Genomic DNA, 13,045 nt, shown 5'->3' with positions numbered 1-13,045 from the left:
GAAAAACACATATATAAATGGCTTCAAACAAAAAATACTGGCAAAGTGTTGAAGAACTAAAAGGTAGTTCTGTTGTTGAAACGCTACGTAATAATGAGTTTGTACAAGATATTCCTACAGATGAATTTTTAGGCGACAAAGAAACCTTAGAAACATCATCAACTTCACGTAGAGATTTCTTGAAATATGTTGGATTCACCACTGCAGCAGCTTCTTTAGCAGCTTGTGAGGGTCCAGTAAGAAAATCAATTCCTTATGTAGTGCAACCAAATGATATCGTAGTAGGTGTTGCCGATTGGTACGCAACTACCATTGCAGATGGTTTTGATTTTGCAAACGTATTAGTAAAAACACGCGAAGGACGTCCTATTCAAATCATGCCAAACAAAGAGGCAGGAGGCGTAACTAATGCACGTGTTCAAGCGTCTGTATTATCGTTATACGATGAAAAATTACGTTTAAAAGATCCTAGAAAAGGAGATGCTCAAATTTCATGGGCAGATGCAGATAAAGAAATTGTTGCTAAATTAAATCAGTTAAAAGATGCCAATCAACCAGTGGCGTTATTAACAGGTACTTTAGCGAGTCCTTCTACTGAAAAAGTAATCGCCGATTTTATCACAGCGTACCCTAATGTGAAGCATGTGGTGTACGATGCGATTTCTGAAAGCGCTACAACAGATGCTTTTGAAGCTAAGTACGGTAAAAGAGCATTGCCAAATTATGATTTTAGTAAGGCAGCTGTCATCGCATCAATCGGAGCAGATTTCTTAGGAGATTGGCAAGGCGGATACGAAAAATCGTATGCTGAAGGACGTAGAGTTGAAACGGGTAAAATGTCTTACCACGTTCAGATAGAAGCAAACATGTCTTTAGCAGGTGCGAATGCCGATAAAAGAATTGTAGCGAAGCCATCAGAGCAAGTTTTTGCCTTAATTGGTTTGTACAATGAAATAACAGGAAGCAGTCTTCCTACAAAGGCAACAAGTTTTGATGCAGAAGTTAAGCAATTAGCGAAAGCTCTTAAAAAAGCAGGGTCAAAAGGAGTTGTTGTTACAGGAATCAATGATAAAAATGCCCAGTTAATCGCCTTAGCTATTAACGAAGCATTACAAAGCAAAGTAATCGATACTGAAGCGGTAAATTTAACCCGTCAAGGAAACGATACTCAAGTAGCTCAATTAGTAGCAGATATTAAAGGAGGAAAAGTAAAAGGTTTAATTACCTATAACGTGAACCCTTTATATACCTTACCTAATGCTGCTGATTTAGCCGAAGGAATTAAAAACTTAGCACTATCTGTTGCTTTATCAACTCAAGATGATGCTACAGCAAATGCAACACAATATACATTGCCAGCACCTCATAACTTAGAAAGTTGGGGAGATGTAATGGCAACTCAAGGAGTTTACAGTTTAATGCAACCTACCATTCAACCATTATTTAACACGCGTCAATTACAAGATGTATTGTTACAATGGTCAGGAAGCACAGTAAACTACTACGATACTCTAAAAGAGTTTTGGAGTACAAATGTATTAGGAGGAGCTTCATGGAATCAAGCATTACACGATGGTTTCTTCAAAGGAGCAGTGACGATAACAGCAGCAACTACAGGAGGGGCAACTATAGCAGCAGAAACTACAGAAGTTGCAGCCTCTGAATCTACTACAGATGTAAATGCAGCAGCAGCACAATTAATAAGAAAGCTGAACAGCGCTTCAGGGTTCGAGTTAAACTTGTATTCATCTATAGCATTAGGAGATGGAAAACAAGCCAACAACCCTTGGTTACAAGAGTTTCCAGACCCTATTACCCGTGCTTCTTGGGATAACTACCTAACCGTTTCAATGGCAGATGCCAAGGAGTTAAAGTTCGAAAACGAAGTACAAGACAATGGTGCTATAGATGGTAATTATGCCAATCTAACGGTTAACGGAGTAACGATTAAAAATATTCCAGTAATCATACAACCAGGTCAAGCAAAAGGTTCGATAGGTTTAGCACTAGGGTACGGTAGAACGCAAGGATTAAAACCTGAAATGCAAGTAGGGGTAAACGCATATCCATTCTACCAAAATAGTAGCAATGTTCAATACAATGTTACGATTGAAAAAGCTTCAGGGTCGCATCAGTTTGCTTGTATGCAAGTACAAAGTACCTTAGCAGGTCGTCACGATATTTTAAGAGAAGCTTCTTTAAAAGAAGTAAACAATAAAAAATTAGATCCTAAGCATACTTGGAACAAGCCATTCATGGTTTCTTACGACCATCAAGAAGTTGAAGGAAGTAAAATCGACTTATGGGATGATCATGATAGAAGTATAGGACACCACTTTAATTTATCTATCGACTTAACATCGTGTACAGGTTGTGGGGCATGTGTAATTGCATGTCATGCAGAAAACAACGTACCTGTTGTTGGTAAAGATGAAATGAGAGTAGGTAGAGATATGGCTTGGTTACGTATTGATCGTTACTATTCTTCTACGGTTGAAGATAAGCAATACGAAGCTAAAATGACGTTGGAAGAGTTTAAAGCTCAAAATCCGAACATAGCCAATCAAGAAGTTGAAAGACGTTATACTGAAAAAGTATTAAAGTTAAGCAAAGGAGATTTATTTGATACGTTAGAAAACCCAGCAGAAAATCCACAGGTTGCTTTCCAACCTATGATGTGTCAGCACTGTAATCATGCACCATGTGAAACCGTATGTCCAGTAGCCGCAACATCACACGGTCGTCAAGGTCAAAACCAAATGGCATATAACCGTTGTGTAGGTACTCGTTACTGTGCAAATAACTGTCCGTATAGAGTACGTCGTTTTAACTGGTTTAACTATGCCGAAAATAACGAGTTCGATTTCAATATGAATAACGAATACGGTAAGATGGTATTGAATCCAGATGTAGTAGTACGTTCTCGTGGAGTTATGGAAAAATGTTCTTATGTGTATCCAAATGACACAAGCTACCATTTTAAAGGCTAAGAAAGAAGGTAGAGCTGTTAAGAAAGACGAGTTTGAAACAGCATGTTCATCAGCATGTTCTACAGGAGCAATGGTGTTTGGAGATGTAAATAATTCTGAAGATACTGTAGCAGCATTAAAAGAAGATAGAAGAGCTTTCCACGTGTTAGATTATATTGGTACAAAACCAAATGTAGTATATCAAGTGAAAGTAAGAAATACAAACGAAGCATAGTAAGTAAAAAAGTTGAATCGTTAAAAAGTTAAAAGCAATACAAACTTTAAACTTTTAAACAAATAAACATTTAAACAGTAAAAAATGTCGTCTCATTACGAATCATCTTATAGAGAACCTTTAGTGTTAGGTAATAAAACTTACCACGATATCACTGAAGACATTGCAAGACCTATTGAGGGCAAAGCAAACAAAAATTGGTATATAGCATTCTATATCTCTTTAGCAGCGATGTTATGGGGATTTGGATGTATCTTTTACACCGTAGGAACAGGTATTGGTGTTTGGGGATTAAGTAAAAACATCGGTTGGGCATGGGATATTACCAACTTCGTATGGTGGGTAGGTATCGGTCACGCAGGAACATTGATTTCAGCCGTACTTTTATTATTCCGCCAAAAATGGAGAATGGCAATTAACCGTTCGGCAGAAGCAATGACCATCTTTGCGGTATTCCAAGCAGGATTGTTCCCAATTATTCACATGGGACGCCCTTGGAACGGATATTGGGTATTGCCAATTCCTAACCAATTCGGGTCGTTATGGGTTAACTTTAACTCACCTTTATTATGGGACGTATTCGCAATTTCTACGTATTTATCGGTATCATTAGTGTTCTGGTGGACTGGTTTATTACCTGATTTTGCTATGATTCGCGATAGAGCCGTAAAACCTTTTCAAAAGAAAATATATGCCTTATTATCTTTCGGATGGTCGGGTAGAGCCAAAGACTGGCAACGTTTTGAAGAAGTATCTTTGGTATTAGCAGGGTTAGCAACACCGTTAGTACTTTCGGTACATACCATTGTATCGATGGACTTCGCAACTTCTATCAACCCAGGATGGCACTCAACCATATTTCCACCGTATTTCGTAGCAGGAGCAATTTTCTCAGGATTTGCCATGGTACAAACTCTATTAGGTATCATGCGTAAGGTTACCAATATGGAAGCTTATATTACACGTTTGCACGTTGAGTATATGAACATCGTAATCATCTTAACAGGAGGTATTGTAGCAGTAGCCTATGCAACGGAGTTCTTCATTGCATGGTATACAGGTTCACCTTATGAAAACTATACTTACTTATCGTTTGGTGCTGAAGCAGGAGCTTACGGTTGGGCATTTTGGTCGTTATTAATCTGTAACATTTTTACACCGCAGTTATTATGGTTTAAGAAAATTAGAAGAAGCTTTATTTGGTCTTTCATTATCTCAATTGTAATTAACATCGGTATGTGGTTTGAGCGTTTTGATATTATCGCAATTGTATTAAGTAAAGGTCAGTTACCATCTACTTGGTGGCGTTTTGAGCCAACGTTTGTAGATGTAGGTATCTTCATTGGAACTATCGGATTCTTCTTCGTATTATTCTTATTATATGCAAGAACGTTCCCAGTAATAGCACAGGCAGAGGTTAAAACAATCTTGAAATCTTCAGGAGAGCATTATAAAAAATTAAGAGAAGAGAACAATGAGCACTAATAAAGTAATTCACGCATTATACAATGATGATGATATCTTAATGGATGCCGTTAAGAAAGTAAGAGCAGAGCATCATCATATTGAAGAAGTATTTTGTCCATTTCCAGTTCACGGATTAGACAAAGCTATGGGATTGGCACCTACACGTTTAGCAATTACTGCTTTTCTATATGGTATTACAGGATTAGGCGTAGCAGTTTGGTTAACTTGGTATACGATGATTGCTGATTGGCCACAAGATATTGGAGGAAAGCCAAACTTTACTTGGGCAGCTAACATGCCGGCATTTGTTCCGATTTTATTCGAATTAACAGTGTTTTTCGCAGCACACTTAATGGTTATTACTTTTTACATGCGTAGTAGATTATGGCCTTTTAAAGAAGCTGAAAATCCTGATCCAAGAACAACTGACGATCACTTCTTAATGGAAGTTCCAGTTCACGGAAATGAAGAAGAGTTGGTGGCATTGTTACAATCAACCGGAGCTGTAGAAATTAACGTAGTAGAAACGCACTAATAAAGAGATATGAAGAGTTTAAAAATTATTATCGCTTTAGCTGTAGTAGCAACAAGCTTAAGTTCTTGCAACGATAAACGTAATCCACAGGTGCAATACATGCCAGATATGTACGTATCTGTGCCGTACGATGCAAATGGAGCAGAAGGTATAAATAACGAAATGGTAAATAAATTACCAGTAGCAGGTACTGTAAGTAGAAACGGAGTGATTGCTTATGATATTCCTGATACTAATGAAGGATATGAAAAGGCAAAAGCTGAGTTAAAAAATCCGTTACCAACAACTGAGGCTAACTTAGAGAAAGGTAAAGAATTATACGGTATTTACTGTGCGTCTTGTCATGGTACAAAAGGAGATGGAAACGGAGTATTATCTCAAAGAGATAAATTCAACGGTATTCCAAATTATGCAGATAGAGAGTTAACTTCAGGAAATATTTACCATGTAATTATGTATGGTAAAGGAGTTATGGGGTCTCATGCATCACAGTTACGATACAATGAGCGTTGGCAAGTTGTACAATACGTAGAAAAATTAAGAAGCGAATTAAAATAAGTCTATAATAGATAGTTAAGATATGTACCAGTTTTCAGGAAAATTAAAAATGCTTGCTATTGTTTTAATGGCTGTAGGACTTTTAGGAACAGCTTATAGTTTCTTCTCTGCACCTAAAACATTAGAAGAAGCAAAAGAAATTTTAGCAAAACAAAATGCACACCATGGAGCTCATGACGCGAAAGTAAGTCATGCTGGCGAGGAGCATGCAGAAGAAGCTAAAGTTGAAAAGCATGTTGAAGTTGAACATAACCAAGCAGATACAACAACTGGCGAGCATGTTACAGATAGTATTGCTACAGATGCTGCAGAAGCAGTACACAATGCTATTCAAGAACACGCAGAAGAAGCCACAGAAAATACACAAGCACAAGATAGCTCAGCTGTACATGTAGCCGAAGATGCTCATGCAGAAGCACAAACTGTTGAAGCACATCACGAGGCGACAGCTGAGGCACCTGCTGAAGTGGCTGCTCACAGTAAACATCGCGGTGATGAACACGCAGAGCATGCGTTACACCAAATGCAAAACAGACCTTGGTCTGCATTCTACGTAGCTTTGTTATTTTCTTTAGGAATCACCTTATTAGTCTTGGCTTTTTATGCATCTCAAATTGTAGCACAAGCAGGGTGGTCAGTAGTATTGCATAGAGTAATGGAAGCAATTACTTCAAACTTACACTATGTGAGTTTGATAATGCTGGTATTCTTAATCGTTACTGCAATGCACATGAACCACTTGTTTACTTGGATGGGTGAAGGAGTTACAGACCCAACAAGTCCAAATTACGATGCGATTGTCGACGGTAAAAAATGGTGGTTAAATACACCAGGATGGCTCATTAGAAGTATTGTTTATTTAACGGGTTGGAATGTATATCGTTTCCTTATAAGAAAATGGTCTATAGCACAAGATAATGGAGATTTAAGACAACATAAGAAAAACTACAATGTAACTGTTATTTTCTTGGTGTTCTTTATGATTACCGAAAGTATGGCGTCTTGGGATTGGATTATGGGAATCGACCCACACTGGTTCTCTACCTTATTCGGATGGTATGTATTGGCTACGTTCTTAGTGTCAGCATTAACTGTAATCGCATTAGTAACTATTTACTTACGTTCTAAAGGAGCTTTACCATTGGTAAATGATAGTCATATTCACGATTTGGCGAAATTTATGTTTGGATTCTCTGTATTCTGGACGTACCTATGGTTTGCTCAATTTATGTTAATATGGTATGCAGATATGCCAGAAGAAACTACGTATTTCTTATTACGTTTTAACGAATATAAAGTGCCATTCTTAGCCATGGTAGTTATGAACTTTGTCTTCCCAGTATTACTATTAATCAATAGCGACTTTAAGAGTGTGCCATGGTTTGTAATTATAGGTGGTTTGGTAATATTAGCAGGTCATTATATTGATTTATTTGTAATGATTATGCCAGGAACCGTAGGAGAACATTGGGGATTCGGAATTGGTGAAATTAGCGGATTATTATTCTTTATAGGATTATTTATCTTCGCTACCTTCAGTGCATTTGCAAAAGTAAATCCAGTACCAAAAGGAAATCCATATTTACACGAAAGTGAAACATACCATTACTATAATATCGAACACAGAGGAGAAGATAGTAATCATCATTAATAAAAAGAATTAATAAACAAATAGTTTAGATAATATGCTCGCTTTATTTTATATTTTCATAGCAGTTGCAATCGGAGTAAGTTTTTGGCAAATTACTCGTATCATGAATTTCCGTTCTGTAATTGCCACAGATAAAGACAACGAAAAACAAGGTAAATATGCAATAGTTTTCTTAGCATTCCTATATGCAATGATGATTTACTGCTTAATAGCCATGAATGTAATTATGTTACCTGAGTCTGCTTCTTACGAAGGAGAGCACGATGATAACCTTTTTAACATCACTTTTTGGTTAATTGGAATCGTTCAATTCGGAATGCAATTTTTAATTTTCTTCTTTACCTATAAGTACAGAGGAAACAAAAATAACAAAGCGTTATTTTATGCAGATAGCCATAAATTAGAATTAATTTGGACAACGATACCAGCCGTAACAATCGTTTTGTTAATAGGTTATGGATTATGGGCTTGGAATCACATTATGTATGTTGGAGACGATGAAAACCCGATTGTAATAGAGGTGTACTCTCAACAGTTCCGTTGGGATGCTCGTTATGCAGGAGAAGACAACCAATTAGGTTTAGGTAATGTAAACTTTATTAAAGGTATAAATACCATGGGTGTTGACATGTCAGACCCAAGTGCACAAGACGACAAGCAAGTAACCGAATTATACTTACCAAAAGGAAAGAAAGTATTGTTTAAGTTCCGTTCACAAGACGTTTTACACTCTGCTTACATGCCTCACTTTAGAGCACAAATGAACTGTGTTCCGGGTATGGTTACTCAGTTTGCCTTCACACCAAAATATACGACCGATGAAATGCGTAGTAATCCAGAAGTAAAAGCTAAAACTGAAGGTATTAACAAAATTAGAGAAGCGAATGGAGAAGAACCATACGAATTTGACTACTTACTACTATGTAACAAAATTTGTGGAGCCTCTCACTACAACATGCAAATGAAAATCACCGTTGTTGAGGAAGCAGAATACGACAAGTGGTTATCAGAACAAAAAACATTAGCTCAAGTTATTAAATAAGATATTTTTTAAAGTATATAAAGATATAGATTATGTCAGATCACCATCACAAAGAAACATTTGTAACTAAATACATCTTTAGTCAAGATCATAAAATGATCTCGAAACAGTTCTTAATCACAGGTATATTCATGGGGATTATAGGAGGTTTCATGTCTATGCTATTTCGTTTACAAATTGCATGGCCAGATACTTCGTTTTCAATCGTTGAGGCTTTTCTAGGAAGTCACCAAACCGATGGAGTTATGAATCCAGATATGTACTTAGCGTTAGTTACAATTCATGGTACCATCATGGTATTCTTTGTATTAACAGCAGGATTGAGTGGTACATTTTCAAACCTATTAATTCCGTTACAAATTGGAGCGCGTGATATGGCTTCTGGTTTCTTAAATATGATATCGTACTGGTTGTTCTTTTTATCGTCAGTAGTGATGATAATCTCTTTATTTGTTGAAGCAGGACCAGCATCGGCAGGATGGACGATTTATCCTCCATTATCTGCTTTACCACAGGCAATTCCAGGTTCAGGTACAGGGATGACTTTATGGTTGGTATCGATGGCAATTTTCATTGCATCGTCATTAATCGGGTCGTTAAACTATATCGTTACGGTATTAAACTTACGTACCAAAGGAATGAAAATGACAAGATTGCCATTAACTATGTGGGCATTCTTAATCACAGCCATCATTGGTGTAATCTCGTTCCCAGTATTATTGTCTGCAGCGTTATTATTAATTTTTGATAGAAGTTTCGGAACCTCGTTTTATTTATCAGATATCTTTATTTCGGGTGAAGTACTACACTATCAAGGAGGATCGCCTGTATTATTTGAACACTTATTCTGGTTCTTAGGACACCCAGAAGTATATATTATTTTATTACCAGCTTTAGGTATTAGTTCAGAAGTAATTTCAACAAACGCTCGTAAACCAATTTTTGGTTACCGCGCAATGGTAGGATCTATTATGGCAATTGCATTCTTATCTACGATTGTATGGGGTCACCACATGTTCGTGTCAGGAATGAATCCGTTTTTAGGTTCAGTATTTACCTTCACAACCGTATTAATCGCCATTCCATCCGCAGTAAAAGCATTTAACTATGTAACCACTTTATGGAAAGGAAATCTACAATTAAATCCTGCAATGCTGTTCTCTATCGGATTGGTATCTACCTTCGTAACAGGAGGTTTAACAGGATTGGTATTAGGAGACTCTGCACTAGATATTAATGTTCACGACACCTATTTCGTTGTGGCACACTTCCACTTAGTAATGGGAGTATCTGCCTTATTAGGAATGTTTGCGGGGGTGTATCATTGGTTCCCTAAAATGTACGGTAGAATGATGAATAAAACCTTAGGGTATTGGCATTTTTGGTTAACCATTATTACTGCTTATGGGGTATTCTTCCCAATGCACTTTATAGGATTAGCAGGTTTACCACGTCGTTATTATACCAACACGAACTTTCCGATGTTCGACGATTTAGCAGATATTAATGTATTTATGACCGTGATGGCTTTAATAGGAGGAGCAGCGCAATTAATTTTCATTGCAAACTTCTTTATTTCTATGTACAGAGGTCAAAAAGCGACTCAAAATCCATGGAATTCAAACACGTTAGAATGGACTACGCCAGTAGAACACATTCACGGAAACTGGCCAGGAGCTATTCCAGAAGTACATAGATGGGCGTATGATTACAGTAAAACAGATGAAAATGGTGAGTATGTACACGGAAAAGATTTCGTACCACAAACAGTACCATTATTAGAGGGCGAAGAGCCATCTTAAGAAATAAGAAGATAATCTTCAACTAAACAAAACAGAACTCCTGTGAAAAGTGATTTTCACAGGAGTTTTTGTTTTTAAAAAAGTAATCTTCTAAAACGAGTGATGGATCAAATTGAATCTTTTCTATTTTAGCAAAATTGAATAATAATTATTTTTCGAATTTTAAGGTATCCTAAAAAGGTTAAGTCTACAGCATTAACAACAATACAATATATAAACAAGTTTATCTTTGATAAAAATATCAGCAATATCAAAATCAATAATGTTTAATATGCACAATGGATGTAAATAGTATTATTTCAAAAAGATAATAGTATTCAGAAGCACATTTAAGTATTTTTTTAGAGTTTAGAAACTTAACAAAATCTTGCATAAGGTTTGATGTAGTTCTGTTATAAAAGTTACCTAACAAACACTTTATTTCAAGTATATTTGCAATTGTATGAATGAAAACTTAAATCCTGAAAATGAGAACTATTCAAATGAAGAGTTAGATGTAGAAAAAAAGCTACGTCCACTCTCCTTTGATGATTTTACGGGTCAAGATCAAGCAATAGACAATCTAAAGATATTTGTAGAAGCAGCAAATCAACGAGATGAAGCCCTAGATCATACCTTGTTTCACGGTCCCCCAGGCTTAGGAAAAACCACGTTAGCCCATATTTTAGCAAGCGAGTTGGGAGTGGGAATTAAAGTTACCTCTGGGCCTGTGTTAGACAAACCAGGAGACTTAGCAGGATTGCTAACCAACCTCGATGAACGAGATGTGTTGTTTATAGATGAAATACATCGACTAAGCCCTATTGTTGAAGAATACCTGTATTCTGCCATGGAAGATTATAAAATCGATATCATGATTGAATCAGGCCCGAATGCCCGCACCGTTCAAATTAATTTAGAGCCATTTACTTTAGTAGGTGCGACCACACGGTCAGGATTACTAACAGCACCCATGCGCGCTCGTTTTGGTATTAGTAGCCGATTACATTACTATTCAACAGAATTGCTAACAACCATTGTTCAACGAAGTGCCTATATTTTAAAAGTACCTATTTCTATGGAAGCAGCAATTGAAATTGCGGGTAGAAGTAGAGGAACTCCCCGTATTGCGAACGCATTGCTACGAAGAGTACGTGATTTTGCACAAATAAAAGGAGATGGTACCATTACCATAGAAATTGCACGATATGCCCTTAAAGCGTTAAATGTTGACGCACATGGTTTAGATGAAATGGACAATAAAATTTTATCTACGATTATCGATAAATTTAAAGGAGGTCCAGTTGGAATAAGCACCTTAGCTACAGCAGTAGCCGAGAATGCAGAAACGATAGAAGAAGTGTACGAACCGTTTCTAATACAGCAAGGATTTATTATGCGTACACCAAGAGGAAGGGAAGTAACCGATTTGGCCTATAAACACTTAGGAAGACTCAAAGGAACGAGTCAAGGAGAACTTTTTTAAGATGTAGATTAGCATGAGCAATCAATCAGAAAATAAAGGATGGTTACAGCGATTAAAAGAGGAAAGCTGGGAAGCTGAATTATTGGTTTCTGCGATAGCTATTTATGGTTCATTTAAACTCTTTGATATTATTGGTTGGACCGCAAATTTCTTTATCAATGTTCTCAACCCAAGTCAGTATTATATAGGTTATTTTATTACTTTTTTTGGTTTGTTAGCTATTAGTATTTTAGCCTCAATGTTTGTCATACACTTTTTCTTAAGAGCCTATTGGGTAGGATTGGTTGGATTGAATTCCGTATTTCCAGATTATAGTATAGAAGATAGTGCCTATTCTAAAATCTATACAGAAAAAATACTCTCCATCTTGCCAAAATTGAAAGACTCTATACAAAAGGTAGATGAGTTATGTAGCGTGATTTTTTCAGTAGCATTTACCTTTTTGTTAATGTACGGTTACATCGCAATTTTTTCAAGTCTCTACCTACTTCTATTTAACCTATTGTCAGAATATGTAAATAATTTCATTCTTCTGATTCCAGCTTTTTTAATTGTAGGAAGTCTAATTTTACAATCGATAATTACCGCAATTTCCAATCTAAAAAAGAATAAAGAAAAAGAAAAATTACAGATACTAAACTTTAAAATAGTGAGATTTGTTTCAATGGTATCTTTTGGACCGTTTTACAAAAGTATTTTACAAGTATCAATGATCTTTGGGTCGAATTTTAAAAAGAAAAAATCATTGGCATATTTAATGCTGCTTTTTTTAGTTTCAGGAATAATTGTGACGAGTGTACAAATTCAGAAGACAAATATTTTTTATTTAATTATTTCAACAAAGCACAAATTTTTTAACGAGCATAAAACCTACGCCGACTACTATAAAGATGATAATAAGTCAAACTCATTTTTACTAGCTCCAGAGATTGAGTCTAGTAAAATAGATTCTAATGTTCTAGAGATTTTTATACCTATATTTAAGTATGAAGAAAAAATTAGAGAGGAGTTTTGTGGTGCTTTCGAAAAGGATTCTAAAGATTCGAAATTAGTGCAAAGAGAAAAAGAAGCAGTATATTTATCCGAATGCTATAAAAAATACCATGCTCTATCAATCGATGGAGAAAAAATAGCAGTTGATTTTATTAGGTATCACAACCATCCAAGAACTCATCAAAAGGGATTGTTAGGGTATGTTAATATTAAAAATATAGCAGACGGGTTGCATGAAATTAAGGTAGAGAAAAAAGGGCAAGAATATAATTTTTTAGAATGGACAATTCCTTTTTATAAGATATCAAAAAATTAGAAAACTATTTGG

At 36.1% G+C, this 13,045-nt stretch carries 8 protein-coding genes and 1 pseudogene; all 9 read left to right on the top strand.

All coding sequences use genetic code 11. The features are described from left to right. Positions 1-17 precede the first annotated feature (17 nt). Positions 18-3,204, top strand: a pseudogene (locus P8625_RS08160) (TAT-variant-translocated molybdopterin oxidoreductase). A gap of 84 nt (positions 3,205-3,288) precedes the next feature. Beyond that, on the top strand, positions 3,289-4,689 hold the full coding sequence (gene nrfD / locus P8625_RS08155; protein WP_279649975.1) for an NrfD/PsrC family molybdoenzyme membrane anchor subunit: 1,401 nt from the start codon (positions 3,289-3,291) through the stop codon (positions 4,687-4,689). Further along, positions 4,679-5,206: a DUF3341 domain-containing protein gene (locus tag P8625_RS08150; RefSeq protein WP_279649974.1), complete on the top strand. Its 528-nt coding sequence runs from the start codon at positions 4,679-4,681 to the stop codon at positions 5,204-5,206. The genes nrfD and P8625_RS08150 overlap by 11 nt, the downstream gene beginning before the upstream one ends. Before the next feature lie 9 nt (positions 5,207-5,215). Beyond that, positions 5,216-5,764, top strand: coding sequence for a c-type cytochrome (locus P8625_RS08145; protein WP_279649973.1), 549 nt, complete (start codon positions 5,216-5,218; stop codon positions 5,762-5,764). A gap of 22 nt (positions 5,765-5,786) precedes the next feature. Beyond that, positions 5,787-7,415, top strand: a complete 1,629-nt coding sequence (locus P8625_RS08140; protein WP_279649972.1) for a quinol:cytochrome C oxidoreductase — start codon at positions 5,787-5,789, stop codon at positions 7,413-7,415. A 34-nt stretch (positions 7,416-7,449) separates the two neighbouring features. Beyond that, the gene (locus P8625_RS08135; RefSeq protein ID WP_279649971.1) at positions 7,450-8,457 is read left to right on the top strand and encodes a cytochrome c oxidase subunit II; all 1,008 of its coding nucleotides are present in this window, start codon (positions 7,450-7,452) and stop codon (positions 8,455-8,457) included. Positions 8,458-8,489: 32 nt separating this feature from the next. Continuing rightward, positions 8,490-10,259 (top strand): cytochrome c oxidase subunit I, encoded by a 1,770-nt coding sequence (locus P8625_RS08130; protein ID WP_279649970.1) that lies wholly within the window; start codon positions 8,490-8,492, stop codon positions 10,257-10,259. 442 nt (positions 10,260-10,701) lie between these two features. Then, positions 10,702-11,724: a Holliday junction branch migration DNA helicase RuvB gene (ruvB, locus tag P8625_RS08125; RefSeq protein ID WP_279649969.1), complete on the top strand. Its 1,023-nt coding sequence runs from the start codon at positions 10,702-10,704 to the stop codon at positions 11,722-11,724. 13 nt (positions 11,725-11,737) lie between these two features. Further along, entirely contained in the window at positions 11,738-13,033 is a 1,296-nt protein-coding gene (locus P8625_RS08120) for a hypothetical protein (protein WP_279649968.1), read from the top strand. Positions 13,034-13,045: the final 12 nt, after the last annotated feature.

Origin of the sequence: Tenacibaculum tangerinum (genome assembly GCF_029853675.1) — a bacterium.
GTDB classification, from domain to species: domain Bacteria; phylum Bacteroidota; class Bacteroidia; order Flavobacteriales; family Flavobacteriaceae; genus Polaribacter; species Polaribacter tangerinum_A.
Note: the sequence above shows the minus strand (reverse complement) of the source record. Positions and strands in the feature narration are given on the sequence as shown.

What these genes read in the sequence shown, in the direction of transcription:
- P8625_RS08120 (WP_279649968.1), top strand. Translation starts at nt 11,738, where the DNA reads ATGAGCAATCAATCAGAAAATAAAGGATGGTTACAGCGATTAAAAGAG.
- P8625_RS08150 (WP_279649974.1), top strand. Translation starts at nt 4,679, where the DNA reads ATGAGCACTAATAAAGTAATTCACGCATTATACAATGATGATGATATC.
- nrfD (WP_279649975.1), top strand. Translation starts at nt 3,289, where the DNA reads ATGTCGTCTCATTACGAATCATCTTATAGAGAACCTTTAGTGTTAGGT.
- P8625_RS08130 (WP_279649970.1), top strand. Translation starts at nt 8,490, where the DNA reads ATGTCAGATCACCATCACAAAGAAACATTTGTAACTAAATACATCTTT.
- P8625_RS08140 (WP_279649972.1), top strand. Translation starts at nt 5,787, where the DNA reads ATGTACCAGTTTTCAGGAAAATTAAAAATGCTTGCTATTGTTTTAATG.
- ruvB (WP_279649969.1), top strand. Translation starts at nt 10,702, where the DNA reads ATGAATGAAAACTTAAATCCTGAAAATGAGAACTATTCAAATGAAGAG.
- P8625_RS08135 (WP_279649971.1), top strand. Translation starts at nt 7,450, where the DNA reads ATGCTCGCTTTATTTTATATTTTCATAGCAGTTGCAATCGGAGTAAGT.
- P8625_RS08145 (WP_279649973.1), top strand. Translation starts at nt 5,216, where the DNA reads ATGAAGAGTTTAAAAATTATTATCGCTTTAGCTGTAGTAGCAACAAGC.